The 24159-nt window shown below is 35.6% G+C and carries 27 protein-coding genes; 16 read left to right on the forward strand and 11 right to left on the reverse strand.

Annotation, left to right across the window (positions count from 1 at the left end; all coding sequences use genetic code 11):
- Positions 1-33: 33 nt before the first annotated feature.
- The 6 genes from trpA to ACAM30_RS02550 all read left to right on the forward strand — a co-directional run bounded on the left by trpA (position 34) and on the right by ACAM30_RS02550 (position 7269).
- Positions 34-795, forward strand: coding sequence for a tryptophan synthase subunit alpha (trpA, locus tag ACAM30_RS02525; protein WP_369617096.1), 762 nt, complete (start codon positions 34-36; stop codon positions 793-795).
- A gap of 43 nt (positions 796-838) precedes the next feature.
- Positions 839-2518 (forward strand): M1 family metallopeptidase, encoded by a 1680-nt coding sequence (locus tag ACAM30_RS02530; RefSeq protein ID WP_369617097.1) that lies wholly within the window; start codon positions 839-841, stop codon positions 2516-2518.
- Between the two features lie 129 nt (positions 2519-2647).
- Positions 2648-3277 carry a TetR/AcrR family transcriptional regulator gene (locus ACAM30_RS02535; RefSeq protein WP_369617098.1) on the forward strand — a complete coding sequence of 210 codons (630 nt, stop codon included), beginning with the start codon at positions 2648-2650 and terminating at the stop codon, positions 3275-3277.
- Positions 3267-4586: a TolC family protein gene (locus ACAM30_RS02540; RefSeq protein ID WP_369617099.1), complete on the forward strand. Its 1320-nt coding sequence runs from the start codon at positions 3267-3269 to the stop codon at positions 4584-4586. Before ACAM30_RS02535 ends, ACAM30_RS02540 begins: the two co-directional genes overlap by 11 nt.
- 12 nt (positions 4587-4598) lie before the next feature.
- Positions 4599-5678, forward strand: a complete 1080-nt coding sequence (locus ACAM30_RS02545) for an HlyD family secretion protein (protein WP_369617100.1) — start codon at positions 4599-4601, stop codon at positions 5676-5678.
- A 4-nt stretch (positions 5679-5682) separates the two neighbouring features.
- On the forward strand, positions 5683-7269 hold the full coding sequence (locus ACAM30_RS02550) for an MDR family MFS transporter (RefSeq protein ID WP_369617101.1): 1587 nt from the start codon (positions 5683-5685) through the stop codon (positions 7267-7269).
- Between the two features lie 245 nt (positions 7270-7514).
- Here the strand turns inward: ACAM30_RS02550 and yaaA are convergent, their stop codons facing one another.
- On the reverse strand, positions 7515-8273 hold the full coding sequence (gene yaaA / locus ACAM30_RS02555; protein ID WP_369617102.1) for a peroxide stress protein YaaA: 759 nt from the start codon (positions 8271-8273) through the stop codon (positions 7515-7517).
- Positions 8274-8601: 328 nt separating this feature from the next.
- Here yaaA and ACAM30_RS02560 point away from each other — a divergent pair, with 328 nt between their 5' ends.
- On the forward strand, positions 8602-10029 hold the full coding sequence (locus ACAM30_RS02560; RefSeq protein ID WP_369617103.1) for a CCA tRNA nucleotidyltransferase: 1428 nt from the start codon (positions 8602-8604) through the stop codon (positions 10027-10029).
- A gap of 23 nt (positions 10030-10052) precedes the next feature.
- Positions 10053-11078, forward strand: coding sequence for a COX15/CtaA family protein (locus ACAM30_RS02565; RefSeq protein ID WP_369617104.1), 1026 nt, complete (start codon positions 10053-10055; stop codon positions 11076-11078).
- Between the two features lie 435 nt (positions 11079-11513).
- Here the strand turns inward: ACAM30_RS02565 and ACAM30_RS02570 are convergent, their stop codons facing one another.
- From ACAM30_RS02570 to ACAM30_RS02615, 10 genes are all read right to left on the reverse strand, one after another.
- Entirely contained in the window at positions 11514-12281 is a 768-nt protein-coding gene (locus ACAM30_RS02570) for a LytR/AlgR family response regulator transcription factor (protein WP_369617105.1), read from the reverse strand.
- Positions 12282-12318: 37 nt separating this feature from the next.
- A complete protein-coding gene (locus ACAM30_RS02575) occupies positions 12319-12687 on the reverse strand; it encodes a 2TM domain-containing protein (protein ID WP_369617106.1) in 369 nt (122 codons plus the stop codon).
- A gap of 18 nt (positions 12688-12705) precedes the next feature.
- Positions 12706-13077, reverse strand: a complete 372-nt coding sequence (locus ACAM30_RS02580) for a 2TM domain-containing protein (protein WP_369617107.1) — start codon at positions 13075-13077, stop codon at positions 12706-12708.
- 10 nt (positions 13078-13087) lie between these two features.
- Positions 13088-13393 carry a 2TM domain-containing protein gene (locus tag ACAM30_RS02585; protein WP_369617108.1) on the reverse strand — a complete coding sequence of 102 codons (306 nt, stop codon included), beginning with the start codon at positions 13391-13393 and terminating at the stop codon, positions 13088-13090.
- A gap of 2 nt (positions 13394-13395) precedes the next feature.
- Positions 13396-13725, reverse strand: coding sequence for a 2TM domain-containing protein (locus tag ACAM30_RS02590; protein WP_369617109.1), 330 nt, complete (start codon positions 13723-13725; stop codon positions 13396-13398).
- On the reverse strand, positions 13715-14029 hold the full coding sequence (locus ACAM30_RS02595; protein ID WP_369617110.1) for a 2TM domain-containing protein: 315 nt from the start codon (positions 14027-14029) through the stop codon (positions 13715-13717). Before ACAM30_RS02595 ends, ACAM30_RS02590 begins: the two co-directional genes overlap by 11 nt.
- Positions 14030-14031: 2 nt before the next feature.
- Positions 14032-15390, reverse strand: a complete 1359-nt coding sequence (locus ACAM30_RS02600) for a 2TM domain-containing protein (RefSeq protein ID WP_369617111.1) — start codon at positions 15388-15390, stop codon at positions 14032-14034.
- Between the two features lie 21 nt (positions 15391-15411).
- Complete coding sequence (locus ACAM30_RS02605) at positions 15412-16035, reverse strand: hypothetical protein (protein WP_369617112.1); 624 nt, start codon at positions 16033-16035, stop codon at positions 15412-15414.
- A gap of 43 nt (positions 16036-16078) precedes the next feature.
- Positions 16079-16486 (reverse strand): DUF2141 domain-containing protein, encoded by a 408-nt coding sequence (locus tag ACAM30_RS02610; protein WP_369617113.1) that lies wholly within the window; start codon positions 16484-16486, stop codon positions 16079-16081.
- A 299-nt stretch (positions 16487-16785) separates the two neighbouring features.
- Entirely contained in the window at positions 16786-18945 is a 2160-nt protein-coding gene (locus tag ACAM30_RS02615) for a TonB-dependent receptor (RefSeq protein WP_369617114.1), read from the reverse strand.
- A 137-nt stretch (positions 18946-19082) separates the two neighbouring features.
- On the opposite strand from ACAM30_RS02615, the gene ACAM30_RS02620 reads away from it, so the two are divergent.
- From ACAM30_RS02620 to ACAM30_RS02655, 8 genes are all read left to right on the forward strand, one after another.
- Entirely contained in the window at positions 19083-19541 is a 459-nt protein-coding gene (locus tag ACAM30_RS02620) for a DinB family protein (RefSeq protein ID WP_369617115.1), read from the forward strand.
- 12 nt (positions 19542-19553) lie between these two features.
- Positions 19554-20012: a YciI family protein gene (locus ACAM30_RS02625; protein WP_369617116.1), complete on the forward strand. Its 459-nt coding sequence runs from the start codon at positions 19554-19556 to the stop codon at positions 20010-20012.
- A 9-nt stretch (positions 20013-20021) separates the two neighbouring features.
- On the forward strand, positions 20022-20588 hold the full coding sequence (locus ACAM30_RS02630) for a sugar O-acetyltransferase (RefSeq protein ID WP_017495231.1): 567 nt from the start codon (positions 20022-20024) through the stop codon (positions 20586-20588).
- Positions 20589-20595: 7 nt separating this feature from the next.
- Positions 20596-20985, forward strand: coding sequence for a VOC family protein (locus ACAM30_RS02635; protein WP_369617117.1), 390 nt, complete (start codon positions 20596-20598; stop codon positions 20983-20985).
- Between the two features lie 137 nt (positions 20986-21122).
- Positions 21123-22403 (forward strand): chloride channel protein, encoded by a 1281-nt coding sequence (locus ACAM30_RS02640; protein WP_369617118.1) that lies wholly within the window; start codon positions 21123-21125, stop codon positions 22401-22403.
- A 6-nt stretch (positions 22404-22409) separates the two neighbouring features.
- Complete coding sequence (locus ACAM30_RS02645) at positions 22410-23015, forward strand: HPP family protein (RefSeq protein WP_369617119.1); 606 nt, start codon at positions 22410-22412, stop codon at positions 23013-23015.
- Between the two features lie 114 nt (positions 23016-23129).
- Entirely contained in the window at positions 23130-23669 is a 540-nt protein-coding gene (locus ACAM30_RS02650; RefSeq protein WP_369617120.1) for a hypothetical protein, read from the forward strand.
- A 94-nt stretch (positions 23670-23763) separates the two neighbouring features.
- A complete protein-coding gene (locus ACAM30_RS02655) occupies positions 23764-24123 on the forward strand; it encodes a four helix bundle protein (protein ID WP_369617121.1) in 360 nt (119 codons plus the stop codon).
- The last annotated feature ends 36 nt before the right edge of the window (positions 24124-24159 follow it).

A 24159-nucleotide genomic window follows, 5' to 3' on the forward strand; every position in this document is an offset into this window, starting at 1 on the left:
ATCTAACATTTGTTAGGAGAAAAAATAAAAACAATGAACAGAATAACTCAAAAATTACAAGAAGATAAAAAGATCCTTTCTATTTATTTCTCAGCTGGATATCCAAATTTGAATGATACCGTTCAGATCATTCAGGATTTAGAAAAAAATGGTGTTGACTTAATCGAAATTGGCTTGCCTTTCAGCGATCCTTTGGCTGACGGGCCAACCATTCAGGAGAGTTCAACACAAGCACTTCACAATGGAATGACTACCCAAATTCTTTTTGATCAGTTGAAAAACATCCGCGAAAGCGTAAAAATTCCGTTAATCATTATGGGATACTTCAACCCAATGCTGCAATACGGAATCGAAGCATTTTGTAAAAAGTGTGCTGAAATTGGTATCGACGGTTTAATTATTCCCGATTTACCGGTTGATGTTTACGCAGACGAATACAAAGCAATTTTCGAAAAATACGGCTTAATCAATGTCTTCCTGATTACCCCACAAACCTCAGAAGAGCGTATACATTTTATCGACAGCGTTTCAAACGGTTTCATTTATATGGTGAGTTCAGCCAGCGTAACGGGTTCTCAGGCCGGTTTTGGAAATACTCAGGAAAGCTATTTCGAAAGAATTGCAGAACTGAACCTGAAAAACCCTCAAATTGTCGGTTTTGGAATTTCAAACCAGGAAACCTTCAATCAGGCTACTAAATTTGCCAAAGGAGCCATTATCGGAAGCGCGTTTATCAAACACCTGGCAGAGAATGGCAGCGGCAAAATTGCAGAATTTGTTGGAGCAATTCGATAATTTAATGTATTTTACACGGATTTTATAATTTAAAAATCCGTGTATGCATTTATCTTCTTCAATCAATAAAACGGCATTTATTATTCTTCTAAATTTGTTGTTTGGGTCACTCCAGGCACAGCAAAATGAATCTTTAAAAACACCTACAAAACAGGATACCTTAAACGGTTCAATTACTCCCGAAAGAATTTGGTGGGATATTCAGCATTACGACCTCACCTTAAAACCCGATTATCTCCGTAAAAGTATTACTGGAAAAAATGAAATTGAATACAATGTAATTCATTCAAAACATTCTGATTTAATGCAGATTGACTTAGTGAGTCCCCTTAAAATTGATAGTGTTTTTCAAAAAGGAAAAAAAATTGCATACACCCAAAATCAGAACATCTGGTATTTAAAACTTCCGAAAAATCAATCCGAAAAAGGCAACAAAGTACTCATTTACTATTCAGGTAAACCAACAGAATCTATTAAACCACCCTGGGATGGCGGTTTCGTTTGGGCAAAAGATTCCCTCGGGCGTCCATGGATTTCTGTAGCCTGCCAATACAAAGGTGCCAGTTTATGGTATCCCTGCAAAAACACTATGTATGACGAGCCTGATAAAGGAGCCGGTATTAGTATCTCGGTTCCTGATACTTTAATTGCAATTGGAAATGGCCGATTAAAGAGTAAAATCAAAAATCAGGATAATACTTCAACTTATAAATGGGAAGTAAAAAATCCTGTGAGTCACTATGGAATCTCATTTTATGTTGGAAAATATAGCAACATCAGCCAAACTTTTAATGGCGAAAACGGCTCGTTGGATCTGAATTACTGGATATTAGATTACAATAAGGAAAAAGCCAAATCACATCTGATTCCGGAAGTAACTACAACTCTAAAGTCCCTGGAACACTGGTATGGTCCCTATCCTTTTTACGAAGACGGATTTAAAATTGTAGACGCTCCCTATATTGGTATGGAACATCAAAGTGCTATCGCTTACGGCAGTTCTTATAAAAAAGGAACCAACAGAAAAGGCGGTGATATTTCGAACACAGGCTGGGGTAAAAAAACTGATAAAATCGTTGTACATGAAATAGCACACGAATGGTTCGGCAATAACATTACAGCAATAGATATTGCTGACAGATGGCTTCAGGAAGGTTTTGCAGGTCTGGCAGAAGAACTTGTAATTGCAGACTTGTGCGGCAGGAAAGCCGGCAACGAATTTATGGCAGGAAGATTTAGAACTATAGACAATGACAAACCAATTATTGGCAGATATGGGATAAATGAAGATGGCAGTAATGACAACTATGTAAAAGGATGGGCTATCATGCACATGATTGGCAGTATCATTGACAATGATGATAAATTTCGAAAAATATTACGCGGCTTAAATCACGATTTCCATAATAAGACTGTGACCACAAACGAAATCGAAACTTACATAAGCACAAAATCCGGGATTAATTTTGACTATTTATTCGATCAATACCTAAGAACCAATAAAGTACCGGTTTTAGAATATAAATACAAAAACGGTGCACTAAGTTATCGCTACACCCATTGCAATGAAAATTTTGCCATGCCTGTTAAATCAAACTGGTCCAAAGACAATTGGATACACCCTACAACTTCATGGCAATCGTTACCAGTGAACGATAAGGATGCCACTACTGATTTAAAAATCGATCTCAACTTTTACATCACACTTAAAAAAGTAGAATAAACCTAAAATCGCTGCATCCGACAATCAAAAACAGTATACCACTTAGTGTTAATATTTTGTTAAAATAAAATTAAACAACTGTTTAATTTAAACGCTTGTTTAATTTTGTACCCAATTAGAAACACTACCATGTCAGACTTCGAATTAAACGATAAAAAAATTCAGATTTTGGAGGTTGCTGAAAAGCTATTCTCTGAAAAAGGATTTGAAGGGACTTCGATACGGGATATCTCAAAACATGCAAAAATTAATATTGCAATGGTTTCGTATTACTTTGGCTCTAAAGAAAGACTTCTTGAAGCTCTTATTATTTACAAAACTGCCGATTTAAAACTTCAACTTGAAAATTTATTACAGGAAAGTATCGAACCTCTCGATAAAGTCAATAAATTAATCGAAATTTACATCACGAGAATAAGCTGTAACAAAGGGATATTCAGAGTCTTACACTTTGAACTTAACGCTAAAAAAAGAGAAAAAAGCATGATTGCTTTTACAAAACTCAAAAAAGAGAACTTAAAATCTGTGGAGAGCATTATCAGACATGGACAATCTCAGGGTGTATTCAGAAAAGATGTAATCATCCCCCTTATTACTCCTACTATCATCGGAACCTTTTTTCACTTTCACATGAATAGACCTTTTTTTGAGGAGCTATTAAATTTAAAAACGGAAGAGATGTACAACGAGTACATCAAAACCAGTCTTACAAAGCACATTCAACAAACTATAAAAGCGCTACTTGTTTATGAAAATTAGTCAATTAATGCTCTTTGGAATTTTCTTCATCGGAATTACGTCAATAGAAGCACAAGAGAAAACAAGTTTAACCTTAGGCGAGGCCGTACAAATGGCCTGGGAAAAAAGTAACGAAGTTACACTTGCCAACTCTAAGGTAAACACAAAAAAATACGAATTAAAAAGCGTAAAAGACAATCAATATCCGGATATTAAAATTTCCGGTCAATACCAACGTCTTACAAAGGCATCGATTAGTATGCCAAATCAGGGTGAAAATGCATCTATAGCATCTCCGGACAGAGCAATGTTTGGAATGGCAACTTTGAGCCTGCCTTTATTTTCAGGATTCAAAATTCAGAATAGTATTGAGGCCTACGATAACTTATACGAAGCAGAAAATGCTACTGCTGCCAAAACGAAAGAGGATGTTGCTTTAAAAGTAATTACCTATTACACTGCTTTGTATAAAGCTCAAAAAACATTGGATGTTTTAAATGAAAATCAAAAAAGTGCGAAACAACGTGTTACTGATTTTACCGAATTGGAAAAGAATGGAATTATTCCCAGAAATGATTTATTAAAGTCTCAATTACTGGTTTCAAAAACGCAATTATCTATTGATGAAGCCACTAACAATCTTAATAATATCAATTTCTATCTAGCCACTTTATTAAAGTTAGACCCTAACACGAAACTTCAGGTTAATGAAGCTGATTTTTTCAACTTAAAAACAAGCAATGCGCCAACATCAGATGCAATAGCTCTTGAAAACAGAAAAGATCTGGAAGCTATTCGTTTACAGCAAAAAGCTACTGAGTCAAATATCAAAGTAGCAAAGGCAGCCTATTATCCTACATTAGCCTTATTGGGCGGTTATACAGCTCTGGACCTTAAAGACATTATAACGGTAAGATATGCTATGAACTTTGGATTAGGTTTAACTTATGACTTATCCGGAATTTACAAAAACAGTGCTCATGTACGAGTAGCGGAAAGCAAAGCTCTGGAAGTTAAAAATAGTGAGGCTCTAATGACGGATCGTATTAAAGTTGAAGTTCAAAAATCAATTGAAGATTATGATTTGGCTATAAATCAAAGTGTAGTTTATGATGAAGCTCTTCAACAGGCAAGTGAAAATTACAGACTTGTAAAAGATAAGTTTGACAATGGTTTAGCAGATACTAATGATTTGGTTGAAGCTGACGTTGAACAATTAAGCGCTAAAATAAATACCGCTTTATCTAAAGCGACTATTATTCAAAAATATTACGAATTACTTTCGGTATCCGGACAATTATCACAATCATTCAATCTTTCTAAAATATAATCGACAGCTCTCATGGAAAAGAAAAAAACAAATACTAAATTCATCATTATACTAGCCGTTTTGGTTTTAGTGGGCGGAACTTACGGAATAACTAAGTACATGCACTCTTTAGCTCACGAGGAAACGGATGATGCTCAAATCGAGAAAAAAATGAATCCGATTATTCCAAGAGTATCGGGATATATTAGTAAAGTATACGTAAAAGATAATGATTTTGTAAAAAAAGGCGATACGTTGTTTACGATTGATAAAAGAGATTATCAGTTAAAAATCGATGAGGCTAATGCTGCTTTATTAGGTGCTGAAGGACAATACGAAGCTGCAAAAGCTGACATTGGAAGTGCTAATGCAAGCATCTCTGTATCGGATGCACAAATGAGATCGGCAACAGGTTCTATCGAAAGCGCAAAAATCAGATTAAGACAAATTACGAACGATTATAACCGTTACAATAATTTGTACAAAACACATACGATTACAAAACAACAATACGAACAGGCACTATCTGCAAAAGAAGAAGCTGAAAATCAAGTACGTGTTTTACAAGATCAACAAAGAGCGAGTTCTTACCAAAAATCAGTAATTCAATCAAAATCAAAAGTTTCTGACAAACAAACTGAAGTAGCTTCCGCTAATATCAAAAAAGCGAAAACAATGTTGGATGTTGCTCACTTAAATCTTAGCTATACGGTTGTAACTGCTGCAATCGACGGACAGGTTTCTAAAGTAGATATCCAACCGGGACAATTAGTTCAACCGGGACAATCTTTATTCTACATCATCAACAACAATGAAGCTTGGGTTGTGGCTAACTTTAAAGAAACGCAATTGAACAAAATGGTTGCCGGACAAAAAGTAAGTCTAAAAGTGGATGCTTATCCAAACTATGAATTTAAAGGAACTGTAACTTCTTTTTCTCCTGCAACAGGGTCACGTTTTTCTTTATTACCTCCTGATAATGCAACAGGTAACTTCGTAAAAACAATTCAGAGATTGCCTGTAAAAATTAGCTTAGACGAATCAAACGATCCGGAGAAAGTAAAATTACTAAGACCAGGGATGAATGTTGATGTAGATGTACATTTAAAATAAAATAATGGCAGCAGTACAAGCAGACGAAGATTTAGTAGAATACGGATACAGACGTGTCATCATTACGATTACGGCAGTACTTTGTGCCTTGCTTGAAATTGTAGATACGACAATTGTAAACGTAGCACTAACAGACATGCGAGGTAGCCTTGGTGCTACTTTAACTGATGTGGCCTGGGTAATTACAGCATACGCAATTGCGAATGTGATTGTAATTCCGATGACGAGCTGGCTTTCGCAACAATTTGGAAGGCGTAATTATTTTGTGGCTTCTATCATAATATTTACGGTCTGTTCCTTTTTATGCGGAAACGCCACCAATATTTGGGAACTGGTAGCTTTTAGATTTGTTCAGGGTATGGGTGGAGGTGCCTTACTGGTAACAGCACAAACCATTATCACCGAAAGTTATCCTATAGCAAAACGTGGAATGGCTCAGGCTATTTACGGAATGGGGGTAATTGTTGGACCAACTTTAGGACCGCCATTAGGAGGATATTTAGTAGACAACTATTCATGGCCTTATATCTTTTATATTAATATTCCTTTAGGAATTATCGCTACAATTTTAGCGCTAACATTCGTAAGAAGCCCTAAGTATGGAGAAAAATTAAAAGCCAATCAGGTTGACTGGTGGGGAATTATATTACTGGCAGCCTTTATCGGATCTTTACAATTCGTTCTGGAGCATGGGCAACAAGACGATTGGTTCAACGATTCAACTATCATAACTTTAAGTGTGGTTACGGTTTTAGGATTGGTCTTATTTATCTGGAGAGAGCTTACTTATAAATATCCAATCGTAAACTTAAGTGTTCTAAAGGACGGAAATCTTAGAATAGGAACTGTAATGTGTTTCATCCTTGGTTTCGGTCTGTACGGATCGACTTTAATTATCCCAATCTATACGCAATCTATTTTAGGATGGACAGCAACAGATGCCGGATTATTATTGATTCCCGGGTCTATCACTACAGCGGTTATGATGCCTTTTGTCGGGAACATGATTCAGAGAGGAGTTCCTCAGGGATATATGGTTGGAGTAGGATTTCTGGTATTCTTTTTCTTTACCTTTATGATGCAGACCCGTATGACTCCTGATACCGGAGTTGAACATATGTACTGGCCTTTAATTCTACGAGGAATTGGTTTGGGATTACTTTTTGTTCCTATTACTACACTCTCTCTATCTACTTTAAAAGGAAAACATATTGGTGAAGGAGCTGCTTTTACCGGAATGATGAGACAATTAGGAGGTTCGTTTGGTATTGCCATTATTACCACGTTTATTACTCGTTTAGGACAGGAACACCGAGTGAACTTACTAACTAATTTAGATCCTGCGAAATATGAAGTACAGCAGCGTATTGCAGGAATGCAAAGAGCTTTTATGTCTAAAGGATATAGCGCCGATGTTGCACTGAAAAAAGCCTATCAGGCCATTGAATATTCTGTAATGAAACAAAGTACCGTTATGGCCTATATGGACATTTTCATGTATTTAGGAATTATGTTCTTATGCTGCATACCAATTATTCTTTTAATCAAAAAAGGAAAAAACAAGATTAATCCTGCTGATGCAATGCATTAATAATAATTGATTTATAATACGTAAAAACGCCGAGTTCATTCCTGTAACTCGGCGTTTATTTTTTTCAAACAATAATAATTTAACCGCAAAGCGCGCAAAGAATTTATTTCTAAGAAGCTTTAAATATGCAAAGTTCGCAAAGCTTTGTGTAAAAACTTTGCGAACTTTGCGTAAATCATTGTGTTCTTTGCGGTTAAAAGCCTAAGTATCTTAGCATCTTAGTCCCTTAGAACCTTTAAAAAAACCTATCTCGTAAAAACCAGATGATTTCCCTTCGAAAGATTACCATCAAACTGATAACCTTCATAATTAAATCCTTTTAAGTCCTCTATCGTTTCGGCGTTGGTATCAATAATATAACGCACCATCATCCCTCTTGCTTTTTTGGCAAAGAAACTAATCATTTTGAGTTTCCCATCCTTGTAATCTTTAAAATCCGGTGTGATTACAGGAACTTTTAGAGCTTTTACATCTACAGCTGAGAAGTACTCATTACTTGCTAAATTCACAAACAACTCTCCTTTAGACAATTCTTTATTTAGTGCTTTCGTTACGGTTGGTTTCCAAAATTCGTGTAGGTTTTTATACTCCTCTACCGGTAATTTTGTACCCATTTCTAAACGGTAAGCCTGCATTAAATCTAATGGTTTCAAAACCCCATAAAGTCCTGACAGAATTCGGAGTTTACTTTGAAGAACGTCCAGTTTTTCTACCGGAATGGTATAAGCATCCAGACCTGTATAAACGTCTCCATCAAAAGTATAGACCGCCGGACGGGCGTTTTCAGGTGTAAATGGAGTTTTCCACTCCTGATTTCTTTTCCAGTTCAAGTCTGATAATTTAGCTGAAATTGACATTAATTCAGACAACTCAGCAGGTTTTTTAGTCTTTAAGATTTTATGAACCACACGTGCTTCTTTTAAAAAATGAGGTTCTGTATATTGAGTAGTAGGTAATTCTTTCTCGAAATTCAATGACTTTGCAGGCGATATAACAATTTTCATGTGTACATTTTTATATACTCCAAAAATACAAATTGAATTTCTAAAAATAGGAGATCCTAATTGATTTGTTTTATTGAGGTATAGTTTTTTTTGCCACAAATTACACGAATTCCCACTAATTTCTTTTTAAAAAATCCCAAGAGATTCGTGAAAATTCATGCATTTTGTGGCAGTCAATTTTACTTTGATAAAAATAGATGCTCTAAACTGTGAATTTATTCAAAAAAGTGACCCTTAGATTATAAAAGGCATTTTCTATGTTGTAAATTTGCCTGCATTTCATTTCTTAGAAATCGAAAATGTTTTTCATTCAAAAATTAGTGAATTCGTGGCTATACAAACAAATTATAAAACTGCTTTACAACATAGAATCTTCGAAATAATTTCGAAAGCATCCCGGGAACTCAACGTTGACAGCTATGTCATTGGAGGTTTTGTTCGGGATTTACTTTTAAACAGAGGTTCTAAAAAAGATATTGATGTTGTTGCTGTGGGCAGTGGAATCGAATTGGCTTTAAAAGTTTCTGAATTATTGCCCAACAAACCAAAGGTTCAGGTTTTTAAGACCTACGGGACAGCCATGCTTCGTTTTGAAGATACCGATATTGAATTTGTCGGAGCAAGAAAAGAATCCTACAACTTCGACAGCCGAAATCCGATTGTTGAAAACGGAACTCTGGAAGACGATCAAAACCGTCGTGACTTTACCATTAATGCTTTGGCTTTATCGCTGAACGAAGAAAACTTTGGAGATCTTTCTGATCCTTTTAATGGTTTGTCTGATTTAGAGAGCAAAATCATCAAGACTCCTTTGGATCCGGACATCACCTATTCTGATGACCCGTTGCGCATGCTTCGTGCGATTCGTTTTGCCACACAATTGAATTTCGAAATAGAAGAAAATTCATTAAACGCCATCACAAAAAATGCAGATCGCATTAAAATTATCTCGGGTGAAAGAATTGTTGATGAATTGAACAAAATTCTCTCTACTCCTAAACCTTCAACCGGCTTTTTACTATTATACAAAACGGGGCTTTTAGATTTAATTTTACCTGAATTAACCGCATTGAATCAGGTAGAAGAAATCGAAGGGCATACCCATAAAAATAACTTTTATCACACACTGGAAGTAGTCGATAATATTTGTCCGAATACAGATGATGTCTGGTTGCGCTGGGCAGCACTGTTGCATGATATTGGAAAAGCGCCTACAAAACGTTTCAATAAAAAACAAGGCTGGACTTTTCACGGGCACGAGTTTTTAGGCGGAAAGATGACCAAAAAAATCTTCGAACGTTTACACATGCCACTGAATCACAAAATGAAATTTGTGCAAAAAATGGTTATCATGAGTTCACGCCCTATTGTTTTGGCTGACGACATTGTAACCGATAGCGCAGTGCGTCGTTTGGTTTTTGATGCCGGTGAGGATGTCGAAAATCTAATGACTTTGTGCGAGGCAGATATCACCACTAAAAATCCGTCAAAGTTTAAAAAATACCATAAAAACTTCGAAATCGTCCGCAGAAAAATTGTTGAAGTCGAAGAGCGCGATCATGTTCGTAATTTTCAACCGCCTATTTCGGGTGAAGAAATTATGGAAATCTTTGATTTGAAACCTTCGAGAGAAATCGGAATCCTGAAAGAAGCGGTAAAAGAAGCAATTCTGGAAGGCGACATTCCGAATGAATATCAGGCTGCTTATGATTTTGTGATTAAAAGAGCTGAAAAATTAGGCTTAAAAAAAGTATAGAGAATTAAGTATTATTTTATAAAATGAAAAAAGAAAATAAATCAGTAATCATCTGGTTGCTATCGGGTTGTGTTTTATTGTTTTTAATGGTGGTCGTTGGCGGAATTACCCGTTTGACCAATTCAGGTTTATCCATGACCGACTGGCACTTAGTGACAGACACTTTCCCACCACTGACAGAAGCAAAATGGAATGAAGCTTTTGAACAATACAAGAAATTTCCCGAGTATCAAAAAATCAATATTCATAATGATTTTCAACTTTCAGACTATAAATTCATCTATTTCTGGGAATGGTTTCACCGTTTCATAGGGCGCATTATCGGACTGGTTTTCTTTGTTCCTTTTGTTTATTTCTTAATTCGAAAAAAACTAGATCGTCCAACTATAAACAAATGTATCGTTCTTTTGGCAATGGGAGGTTTTCAGGGATTCTTAGGATGGTTTATGGTACGCAGCGGATTAATCGACAATCCGGATGTTAGTCATTTCAGACTTTCTCTGCACCTTACTTTTGCCTTTATTACTTTTGCTTATACTCTTTGGGTTGCCTTAGATTTAATTTATCCGGAACGCAATGTTTATAAAATAATTCCGCTTCGTAATATCGCAAGAATAGCTCTTGTCGCTTTACTGATTCAAATTATTTACGGTGGATTTGTAGCAGGTCTTAATGCCGGTTTAATACACAATCACTGGCCTTTAATGAGTGACGGGCAATTTATTCACGATTCGGTTTTTATTGAACAACCTACGTTGGTTAAAAATTTAATCGAAGGGAAAAGCGGAGTTCAGTTTGTACACAGAACCTTTGCGTATGTAGTAGTGGCACTAATTCTTTTCTTATATTACAAAGGAACCCAATTTTCTCTTACCAGAAATCAATCTAAAGGAATCGACGTTCTTCTTGTTTTTGTTTTCATTCAGTTCTTACTGGGCGTTTTTACACTTTTATACAGCGTACCGTTGGCTTTAGGATTAATTCATCAAATTATGGCTTTTTTCCTTTTAAGCGCCATGACTTATACTTTACACCGATTGAGTAAATAATATTTTTAATTATAAAAAAAAGCGCCGGAAAATTTCCGGCGCTTTTTTTTATATCAATATATATGCTAAGAATATGTGCCAAGCCTACGGTTTTCTATGCTGGGGACTTATCATTTTTGATCGGATTAAAATCCGAGCCTATAAATATGTCGAGCCTATGCTCTTTGTTCAAATTATTAAACCTATTGAAACACAGCAAAAATTCTGAACGAATCACAAATAATACAGCAAGGATTATTAATTCTTCGAAAAAAATGTGTCGAGCCTATGCTCTTTGTTCAAATTATTGAACCTAATGAAACACAGCAAAAAATTCTAACCGAATGACAAATAATACAGTAAGGATTCTTAATCCGTCGAAAAAAAAGTGTCAAGCCTACAGCACTTTTAAATATTTCACATCTTACATCATACATCTTACATCTCTCAAGAAAACTACCCCAACCAGTTTTTAAAGTCCTGCACTTTCTCGCGGCTCACAATTACCTCATCCTCTTTATAGGTAGGTAAAATTACCTTTAAGCGTGAATTGGTGTACACCTGAATTTCTTTTATCGCCGTAAGCGGAACAATGAACTTTCGGCTCACGCGGAAGAAATCTTTTTTATCGATTTCCTGCTCCAGGATTTCTAAAGTCGAATCGATTAAATAATTTCTATTATCAAAAGTATGAATATAGGTTCCTTTATTTTCACTAAAGAAACACTCAATTTCGTCGGTTGTAATGACTTTTAAATGCTGTCCGATTTTAACCGTAAACCGTTTTTTATAATTCTTTTCAAAAGGATTCGACAACATTTGGCGAATTTGTTCAAAATCAAGCTGTAAATTTGAAGTATCCGCACTTGCTTTAGGCAATCTTGTTCTGAACTTTTCAACAGCGACTTCCAGATCATCTTCGTCAATTGGTTTTAAAAGATAATCGATACTGTTTAATTTGAATGCTTTTAAAGCGTATTCATCATAAGCCGTGGTAAAAATAATGGCGCTCTGAATGTTTATTTTTTCAAAAATTTCAAACGATAAACCATCAGACAATTGAATATCCAGGAATATGAGATCCGGATGTTCATTATTTTCAAACCAATAAACAGATTCTTCAACAGAATGCAGCATGGTCTTTACAGCAATATCCAACTTTTCAAGTTTTCGTTGTAGTAATCTTGCCGCCGGTTTTTCGTCTTCTATAATTAGTGTGGTCATTTCGTAAGATGCAAAAAATTAAAAATTCAGCTTAAAATTACTTCCATTTATTTTTATTTTCAGCCTCTTTCTCCATTATTTTTTGAATTTTCTTTTGCTCCCAATCTCTATTGAAAAAAACATCAGGGCCAAAAACAGAAATTCCATGAATCACTAAAGCAATTCCCCAAAAAAATGCAGTCGAGTAAATTTCCCAGTCATTAAATCCCCTAATTACAAAGTCACCGCTAACATAAGGTTTATTCAGACTTGAAATAATGATGATAATATTCACCATAATATAAACTCTCAAATGCGAATAAAAACCTTTAATTCGTTTTACTTTTTTGTATGCTAAATTGAAACTTTCATCTGTACTAAACTCATGTGAATAATCTTCGTACATCTGTCTTCTAAACTGTCCCATATTATTTTAATTTAAAAATTATTGCCATTTTGTGTTATTGTTCTGAGCATCTCTCTCCATATATTTTTGGATCTTTTTTTGCTCCCATTCCCTGCTGAAAAAAATGTCAGGGCCGAATACCGTAAAAGCGTGAATAACTAAAGCTATTCCCCAAAATATCGCTGTCGAATAGGTACGCCAGTCTAACAATTCGTTTTCAGAAACACTATGACTGAAATAATCCCGGTTTAAATTAGAAACTATAATGATTACGTTTACAATCAAATACACTTTTAAATGTGTATAAAAACCTTTTATCTTTTTTACTTTTCTATAGGCTAAATTGTAGCTTTCGTCTGTACTAATTTCATCTCTGAAAGCTTCATACCTGTCTCTTCTATATCGTCCCATTTCACTATAATTATTGCCATTTATTTTTATTCTCTCTCTCCTTTTCCATCAGTTCTTTAATCTTTTTCTCTTCCCAGTCTTTTCCGAGAACCGGAAATACTTTAAAGACTTTCAAACCGTGAAAAACTACTCCAATTCCCCACCACATTAAAGGCCAGTAAAACCATAAATACCTTGGTGATGTATAGAGATTGATAAAAATCAGAACAAGATTTACAATAACATATGCCGTTAAATTGCCATAGAATCCTTTGATTTCCTTCACTCTCTTTTTTGCAAGGTAATATTTATCCTCTTCATTCAAATTTACTTCCATGATTACTCCCATTTTTGTTTTTTTTCTTTTTTCTCTAAGATGCTCTTCATTTTACGCTCTTCCCACTCTTCTCCAAAAATTTTAAGAGAAGCAAATATATCTATCGCCGATACCACAAAAGCAGTTGTCCAGATACACATGACAAATCCGTTCAGATATTGTACAGGAAAAATATTAAGCGGAAGTCCAAAATAATCTTTTAAAATATAAAGTATAAGACCAGCAACATAGAAAATCACATGGGTATAAAAAGCCTTTAACTTTACAACCTTTTTGCTCGCTATCTTTTGAAGTTCGAAATCTTCCTGTTCTCTATTAAAATTAGTTTCCATAATTATGATCAGATTTGCCGGTTCTTTCTTTTTCTAAAATTTCTTTGATTTTTCTCTCTTCCCAGTCTTTACTAAAAAAAGGCGGAATATTAAACACTGTCAGCCCATGAATCACTACTCCAACTCCCCAACCCAAAACACACCAGACAAACCATAAGTAACCGGGAGAAGTTATAAGATTTACGGCTATCACAATAATGTTTACCATAATAAAAACTGCCAAATGCTCGTAAAACTCTCTAATTTCTTTTACTTTTTTCTTAGCCTGATAAAAACGTTCTGCTTCTATAAAATCCTTTTCCATGGCTATTTCCAGTTTTTTTGTTTGTTTTCGCGTTCCAAAATCTCTCTTATTTTTCGTTCTTCCCAATCTGAGCTGTACCCAAACACTTTAAAAGCATGCATGACAACTCCAAACCCCCAGCCTAAAGCCGAGAACCAAAACCATTGAAATCCAGGAGAGTACCTCAAATTTATAAAAATTAAAAATGGTACCACACAACAATATGAAATTACGTTACCGTAAAAACCTTTCAGTTCCTCTACTCTTTTCTTCGCTCTGAAATAAGCTTTATTCTCATCACTATATTCTGCACTTGTTTCCATAACTGTAATTTGTTTGGTTAAAATTGGAATTTTAACGGTGAAATTTTCTTCGTTTTGTTCAATCAGAACCTTTCTGTTGGTTACAATTGAATATCGGTTCACAATGTTCTGCAATCCTACTCCCTGCCTGTCCTGTAAAACTTCTTTTTTCTGAAAATCATTTTGTATCGCCAGATAATCTCCATCCACAAAAATCCTGATATGCAACGGTTTTTGCTCGCTGACGATATTGTGTTTTACCGTATTCTCCAGTAAAAGCTGTAAGGATAACGGAACTACTTTTGCCTCGGGATTAATATTTGTCGTTGGTAATTCATAAAACAAACTGTTCTCGAATCGCATTTTTAGCAAATTCATATAGGTTTTAGCAAACGACAGTTCATCTTCAACAGAAACTAACTCTTTATCCTTCTGCTCTAAAACATAACGGTATATTTTAGACAATGAGGTTGTAAATCGTTGTGCATTATCCGGATTTTCTTCGATTAGTGAACTAAGAACGTTTAAACTGTTAAAAAGGAAATGCGGGTCTATTTGATTTTTTAAACTTTCGAATTTAGCATTTGCCGTTCCTGCAATAATTTTTTGCTGTGTTACTTCAAATTTGGAAGCCTGTTTCCACTTCACCATAAAGCTTCGGGCCTGCATGAAAGTTGAAACTCCGAGAGACAGAATCACATAAAAAAGGTGAGCCCAAATCATCCTTTCACTAAAAAACTGATCCGGCGGAAGATGCTGAACAAATACGCAAACAACATAATTGATTCCCAAAACAACCGGAACGGTATACAATATGGTAATCAAAATTCCGTAGTACACTCGTAGATTGGTTTGTTCCAGCCAATCCCACTTTTTATCTAAAAGAACGTTGATAAATCCGTTGCCAAAGCCCAATCCAAAAGAGTAAAGACAGCTAATCCCGAAGGTCAGCAATACATTTTCAACATTTAAATCGGTACCCAAAAAGGCGCAGAATAAAATGGTAAAGACCATAGAAATCTTGAAACACATAATGGTTCCACTTTTTAAATCGGCAAATGAGTTTCTATGATCTTTCATTCTATTCTTTTGGTATTAAATTTATTTTTTACAATTTTTTTGTGTTTCCAAAGCTCTTTCTAATCCCCATTTTGGAGAAAAAGGCGTGGCTGGTTTAAAAGTAGCAAAAAGTTCGACAGCTTTATCCACTTGTGCACACAACGGTTTGGTATCAGCCCCTGACCATTTTGCTCCTCCAATCTGATAATCCGCTTCACCAAAAACAATTCTTGGATTGTTAGGGTCTATCGCTTTTCCTTTTGCATAAGCTTCCATCACCTTAGCCGAATATTTCATTCCGTTTGTCATTGGATCAGCTACTACCCAGGCTGTATAGATTAAAGCCTGCATCGCATATAATTCGGCATTATTTTGATCTTTAATAAATTCTGTATCCAGTGCATCCTGTGCTTTCGTCAGTAGCAAATCGATTTTCGTTTTATCTTTTTCAGAAAATGCGGATGTAGTGTTGATTAAGGCTACATAATAATTTGGCAAGTAACTGTTTTTTTCTGCTGCCGCGATTCTTTCAAACATAGCCGAAGCCTCCGTATTTTTTCCTTCTTTCCAAAGCCCGAAAGCTTTTCCCATTCCTTGTTCAAATTGTGTTTGTGCTGAAGTTAGCAATACGGTAAATAATGCAATTGAAGTAATAATTCTTTTCATTTTGATTGTGTTAAATTGGTTACTGTTTTTAGTTTTAGATTTTTTAAAATACGATGTTAGCTTTTGAATCCTTATTGACGTTAAATTTAGCATCGTTATATGCCGGAGGTCCCATAAATCCCTTCGCGTTGTTCGAACAGGCATAATCTTCAGAAGGAATTCCCATCATATTACGGTCCATTTTTCCGTTATCGTTTTCGTCATGATAAGTTGAAATTCCGTATTCTCCTTTGGGAATTCCAACAAAAGTTATCGTAGCTTCATTATTTTTAATTTCGGAAACAATACTTTTATAAGTCGTCTTAAGAAATGTTTTATCTGAATTGTACAAGCCTATTCTAACGGTTCCCTTATTGTTTTTTAACCCTGAAACAGCAACTGTGAGATTGACATTCTGGGCAGATAACAAGCTGCAGATAAACAGCATAAGTAAAGTGATAATTTTGACCATGATTTCTTTTTTTAAGTTTCTAAGTGACTGCGTTTTGATGATGATGATGATTAAAACTCTTTTTTTAGATTCTAAGGTTCTAAGTTTTTTTTCTTATCCGTAAACCTTTGTATCTCTGTTCCTTTTAATTTACACTTCAAAAGTATATCGGATTTTATTCTTTTAAAATTAAATGATACCGAGTTGTTGATTTTGGTGACTGAATTGTTTTTTTTTGAGGTACTGAGGTTCTGAGTTGCTAAGGTGCTAAGTTTTATTCTGAATAGCTTAACATCTTAGTTTCTTAGAACCTTAGCGACTTACAAATTCTTTAACTGATTCTCATTCTTATTCTGACTAATCGTCCAAAAGAAACCTACGAAGAAAAAGCGATCTGCAGTTGGTATAATGGCTTGTCTGTTATAAACTCCATTGGCATCTGGATTTCTGGCGTAATCGTATCCAAAAACATTTTGAGTTCCCAATACATTCGAAACAGAGAAATACAGGATTTTTTGAGTAGTTAATAAATAAGCCCAGTTGAAGCTCAAACTATTATACGCTTTTGTTCTTCCATTCATGAACTGAGTCTGGTTCGGATCATTGTACGGACGTCCGGAACTGAAACTGTTCGTAAAGCCAATTTGAGATTTCCAATCGGTAATAAAATATTTTGTTACGACAGACAGGGTATGATGAGCCACAAAACTAGGAGTTACCATCGCCGGGAAATTCTTGTACTGTCTCTCTGAATCGATATAGGAATAAGAAATCCAGTATTCCAGGTTTTTATGCAGATTGCTGTCTCTCCAAAACAAATCCAATCCTTTTGCATACCCCGAACCGTTGTTGTTGAAAACCGAATTGTACTGAATATCTCTCGTATTGTACTGTACTAAATTGCTGTAATCTTTGTAGTAAGCCTCTGCTCTAAAAGTTTGTCCCGGTTTTGTAAACTGATAATTTAAGATATAATGTCTCGCTTTTTCACTTTCAAACTGGTGGTATTTGGAGTATTTAATATAATCAACTACCGGTGTTTGTGTAAAGTCTCCATAAGCAAATGAAAACTGACTGGTTTTTGAAATTTTATAAGCCAGCGAAGCTCTTGGGGCAATATTGGTTTCGTTTAGCAAGCTGTTATTCGAAAGTCTGAAACCTACTTTTGCAGCCAGTTTTTTCGAGAATAAAATGTCTCCTTCCGTATAAAAAGCGGCAATGTTAGAATTGTAACCGTTTGCTGTGTTTATAGTGCTATTGTCCGTATAATTTTCATTAAACTTTGTGATGAAATAATCGGCTCCAAATGACAATTTGAAATAATTCGAGATGTTTTTTCTCAATTTCAATTTTAGCTGTGCCGCATTTTCGTTATTGTCTACATCATTAATATCAAATTTGATTTTGTTTTTGCTGTACCCGTAACTAATTCCTGATGTCAACTGCCAGCCTGTTCCGAAATCTCCCTTGTAAGATGCATTCAGATAAAAGTTATTGTTGTCCAGATCAGTTCGGATAGGATTAGCAAAATTGACATTTTTCTGATTCAAATCGAATTTCTCTGCATCAAAAGCAGCGTAGAATTTAAAAATTCCTCTCTCAAAATTATAGCGATATACGGCCTCACCACCCAAAGACTGATACGGATTATTCCAATCCACGTTCTGCGGAATTACAGCCTGGTAAGGTGCCAGATTAATATAATTGGTATTGATACTGAACGAGCTTTTTTTCCATTTTTGGGTATTCCCTACTCCCAAACCTACAGTCATTAAAGCAATATCGGTTTTATTCTGATCCGGTTCATCCTGAGTGTTTAGCAACAAAACACTTGATAGAGCTTCACCATATTCGGCAGAATATCCTCCGGTTGAAAACGCAATTCCGCTAAACAAAAACGGAGAGAATCGGCTTCGGGTGGGCAAATTATTAGTCGTTGCACCATAAGGCTGTGCGACACGAAGTCCGTCGACAAAAGTTTGTGTTTCGCTTGCCTCGCCTCCACGAACAAATAAACGTCCATCTTCGCCAACGCTTTGTGTCCCCGGTAAAGTTTGCAAAGCTGCAATAATATTTCCGGCTGATCCGGCTGTGGTTACAATATCCAGAGGTTTTAAGACTGAAACTCTTGCTTTATCCCCTGATTCTAATGTCCCCGCGGTAATAACAACGGCATCAAGTGCATTTACGTTCTCTCTTAGTTTTACCGTTTGATCTTTATAATTGGCAACGTCTATTTCCTGTTTGAAAGTTTCGAAAAGCAAAAAACTCACCACCAAAAATTTATTTCCTTTTTCGCTGGTTTCGAATGAAAAGCTGCCGTCTTCAGAACTTGTAGCTCCGTCATAAGTTCCGTCTATGTAAATATTAGCGCCCTGAACCGGTTTTCCTTTTTGATCAACCACTTTTCCTGAAATCGTATTCTGGGCAAAAGTAAAAATGGTAAATAATAATAAAATAAGAGTAATTTTGGTTTTCATGATTTTGGTTTTTGATAGAGCAAATGTATTTTAACATTTCCTGTTAAAAAATATTAAATAACCCAATTGTAGAATTTTAAGGATGAGTTGTAAATATCTAATTTGTATCTTAGCTATGAATTCTAAAATCTCCACTTATGTCAGAAAGTAAAAGAATTTCAAATCTGTATCAATCCATTTATGATGGAGATCCGTGGCTGGAAGTTAACTTAACCAAAACTCTGGAAAATGTAACTGCCGCACAGGCCTACCGAAAAATAAATCCTAACTTAAATACCATTTGGGAAATTACCAACCATTTGATCCAATGGAGGAGAAACATTCTGAACCGAATGCAGGGAGAGGCAGTAGTAACACCGGATCACAACTATTTTGTACCAGTTTTGGATCCGTCAGAAGCAGCCTGGGAGCAATCGCTTCAAAGTCTGGCAAAATCACAGGAAGCATGGAATACTTTCTTTCAGGATTTTGATGATGCGGATCTGACTAAAATATATGTAAATAATGGTCATACCTATTATGAACATCTTCACGGAATTATTCAGCATGACGTCTATCATTTAGGACAGATTGTTATCTTGAAAAAACTTCTTTAAAATAAGTCTGCTATGAAAAAAATAGTATCATTTTTCGCTTTACTACTATTCTGTGCCATTGGATTTGCTCAGGAAACTGAAACTAAATTCGATGAAAAACTGGCCAAATCTCTGAATGCCGATGAGTATGGAATGAAAAAATATGTCTTCTGTCTTTTAAAATCCGGAACCAACACTACCGCATCCAAAGAAGAAAGCAAAAAACTGTTTGAAGGTCATATGGAGAATATCGGAAAATTAGCCAAAGAAGGAAAACTGGTTGTTGCGGGACCATTTATGAAAAACGATCGAAATTATCGCGGCATTTATATTTTCAATGTTGAAACCATAGAGGAAGCAAAAGCATTGGTGGCAACTGACCCCGCTATCAAAGCAAACTTACTGGAAGCTGAGTTAACCCCTTGGTACGCCACAGCAGCTTTGCAGGAAACTGTAAAAATACACGACAAAATTGCCCGAAAGAAAATATAAAAACACTTTATGAAAACCGAAAAGGAAAAAATGATTGCCGGAGAATATTATCTGGCAGGTGACCCTATTTTAGTAAAAGAACGCCGAAAAGCCAAAAACTTACTGCACCGCTTAAACGTCACCGAATACCGAATGACCAAAAAAGCCAAGGAAATTCTGGCAGAACTAATTCCAAATGCAGGCAAGAGTTTTTACATTGAACCTCCTTTTCATTGCGACTATGGTTACAATATTTCATGCGGCGATAACGTTTATTTTAATGTAAACTGTGTTGTTTTGGACTGTGCTCCGGTAAATATTGGGTCAAATGTATTTTTTGCACCAAATGTTCAAATTTATACCGCCACGCATCCGCTTGACGCTGAACTCCGAAAAACACTCGAAAATGCTTTACCTATTTCTATCGGAGACGATTGCTGGATTGGCGGAAATACGGTAATCTGTCCGGGTATCACCATCGGGAAAGGCTGTGTGATTGGTGCGGGATCAGTAGTGACCAAAGACATTCCGGACAACTCGCTGGCCGTTGGAAATCCGGCAAAAATTATTCGAAAATTAAATCAGGAACCCCAATAAAAAACCAATGCTTACCTTAAATAAAGTTCATCATATTGCCATTTTATGCTCGGATTATCAAAAGTCTAAAACTTTCTACACTGAAATTTTAGGACTGAACATTATCAGAGAGGTCTATCGCGAAGAGCGCCAGTCTTATAAACTTGACCTGTCCTTAAATGGCATTTATGTAGTCGAATTGTTTTCATTTCCCAATCCACCGAAACGGCCTTCAAGACCCGAAGCGGTTGGCTTGCGTCACTTGGCTTTTGAAGTCATTAACTTAGAAGAAACCATCGCTTTTTTAAACACTAAAAACATCGAATCAGAACCTATCCGAATCGATGAATTCACCGAAAAACGATTCACTTTTATCGCCGATCCGGACGAATTGCCTATTGAATTTTATGAGAGATAAAGACTAAACGAACAGAAAGAGTTCTACTCAACTGACAACTTTAACACAATATAGGGAGCGATTTGTATTAAAAACCGAATTTGATTAGCTAATTTTGTAATCCGCATAAAAAATTGCGATTTCAAAATCGATCTCTGATGAACAAAACGGCGAAAATCAAAAAAAATCATCAATTTATTGTCCTCAAAAAATTAGTTATTGTTTCGGTATTAATTGGCTTTCTTTCTGCCTTTTTAGGAATCTCACTCAAAAAAATCACCGAGTATTACGAAGAAATCTTCTTTCATGAAGTCTCTGTAAATCCTATTTTTTACATACTATTCCCGGTTTTCGGATTGTCTGTTATTTACTTTCTGAGACAATATCTCTTTAAGAAAAAAGAAAACAAGGGCATTAAAGAAGTTTTCGAGAGTACTAAATCCTCTTCCAAAAACCTGCCTTCTTATAAAATTCCATCCCACTTTATCAACGGATTACTGACGGTCATTTTTGGAGGCTCTACCGGAATTGAGGTTTCAACCGTAGTAGCCACCGCCACCATTGGTTCTGTTGCACAACAAAAAGAAAATGTGTTTCGCCAATACAAAACCGAACTAATATGTGCAGGAGTTGCAGCAGGAGTAACCGCTTTATTCAGCAGTCCGATTGCAGGAATTTTATTTGCCTTCGAAGTTATTTCACGAAAAGTAACCCGTGCTTTTATTATTTCGAATATTATTGCCGTTTCCATTGCTTTTGGCTTGCTTACTATCTTAAAAGAAGAACCCTTATTTGCTGTATCTATTACCACCTGGCATTTAAAAGCCATTCCTTACTTCATCCTTTTAGGAATTCTGGCCGGAATAAATTCAGTTTATCTGACCCGTTGCGTTTTATTTTTTAAATCTCAATTCTCACGAATCGATACACATTATTATAAAATCTTAATTGGTTCTGTGGTTTTAAGTGTTTCTCTTTTTATTTTCCCTCAATTGTATGGAGAAGGATATCACGCTATAAAAGGAATATTCAGCACTACTTCTGAAATTCCATTAACCATAACTTTATCACTGACACTGATTGGTATATTGATTCTTAAACCAATTGTAACCTCTATCACACTGGCCTCCGGGGGCGATGGCGGTGTATTTGCTCCGAGTTTGTTCATTGGTGCTTTTTTAGGATTACTATTGGCATCTGTATTGAATACCTTTTTTCACGTACACGTAATTCCGATAAACTTTATGATTATTGGTATGGCGGCCGTATTAAGCGCCAGTATCCATGCCCCTTTTACAGCAATATTCTTAGTCTGCGGTTTAACAAACGATTATACCTTATTCCTGCCTATTCTTGTGGTTTGCCTGATTTCTAAATATACCGCAAAAATGATATATCCTTACACCGTATATTCTTATTCTCCCAGCATTTCAAAATAATACATCATGCCCGTTCCAAACATAAAAAGAGGTTACCGCAAAACACGTTACATTCTTTACAAAGAAACTTTAATTGACTTCAAAGAGCATTTTTGGTCATTTCTGGGATCTTTTGTCGGAATTGGAATTTTGGCTTATTTGGAGTCAATACATTTTGGAGGAAGTGACCTTGTCTATCTGATTGGTTCTTTTGGCGCTTCAAGTGTTTTGATTTACGGAATCATACAGAGTCCGTTTTCACAGCCCAGAAATTTAATTGGAGGTCATTTAATTTCAGCAATAATTGGAGTTTCCGTAAATAAACTAGTTCCGGATATTGTATGGATCGCTGCACCACTGGCCGTGTCTCTTTCCATTATTTTCATGCAGATTACCAAGACACTTCACCCGCCCGGAGGAGCCACTGCGCTTATCGCTGTCACTGCTTCCCCGCAAATAAAAAATCTGGGATATATGTATGTACTGTCTCCTGTGTTAGTTGGAGTACTGATTTTATTTGTGACCGCCTTAATTTTCAACAACATGACTTCCAGCAGAATTTATCCAAGTCACAGCACCTACCACAAACACTATCATAAGATTAGAAAACGTCTGAGCAGAAAGCGATCATAAGAGTTCTCAATCTTTCGCTATCGCTAAAGAAAAATCTTTTCAACAATTCGTAAATCAAAATTCGTAAATCGTTAATTATACTTTACCTTTGGCCTTTCAATAAAAACAACGATTATGGTTTATAAATTTAGAGTAATTCTAGACGCCGAAGAAGATATTTTTAGAGACATTGCTATTCTTGAAGACGATACTCTTGAGGATTTACACAATGCGATCTTCAACGCTTTTGGTTTTGACGGAATGGAAGTGGCTTCGTTTTATACCTGTGATGAAACCTGGAATCAGAAAGATGAGATTCCGCTTTTTGACACTGGTGACGTGCCTGGTGAGCAAAGAACGATGGGCGATTATCCGTTATCTTCTATTTTAGACGAACAAAATACCAAAATTATCTATGTATATGATTTCATCAATATGTGGACATTCTTAGTTGAATTAGCTGCTATTGAAGATCAAATCGCGGGAGCTACATATCCTGAAACACTATTCTCACATGGAGAAATGCCGGACGAAGCTACCGAAAAGAACTTTGAAGCCGACATGCACGACGATATTTACGGAGAATTTGAAGACGATCTTGACGAAGATGATCTTGACATGTTCGAAGGCGACGACAGCTTTGAAGATTACGGATTTGAGGAGAATTGGAATTAGTTCGTAAGTACTAAGCTCCTTAGATGCTAAGATACTAAGTTTTTATATTTGAGGCATTTTTCTTACTTTTATAATTTATTTTAAAAGCAAGATAATGAGTCATTTTAGAAAAATTTTAGTTTGGCAAAAATCAATTTCCTTAGTTACCAAAATTTACAAAGTAACAAATAGGTTTCCAAAAGAAGAAATGTTTGGATTAACTTCGCAAATACGTCGGAGTTCAATTTCCGTTCCGAGCAATATTGCAGAAGGATCAGGTAGAGAAAGTACTAAAGAATTTTTGCGATTTTTATTTATTTCTCTAGGTTCTCTATTTGAAATGCAGACTCAGCTTGAAATTGCAAAAAATATAATTTACATAAACGAAGAAGAATTTAACCTTTTATACGAGGACAGTCGAGAGATTGAAAGGATGTTAGCGTCGTTAATTAAAAAATTAAAAGACAATAATTGAAAAACTTAGAATCTTAGAAACTTAGAATCTCAGCAA

This window comes from Flavobacterium sp. CFS9 (assembly GCF_041154745.1).
Classification (GTDB): Bacteria; Bacteroidota; Bacteroidia; order Flavobacteriales; family Flavobacteriaceae; genus Flavobacterium.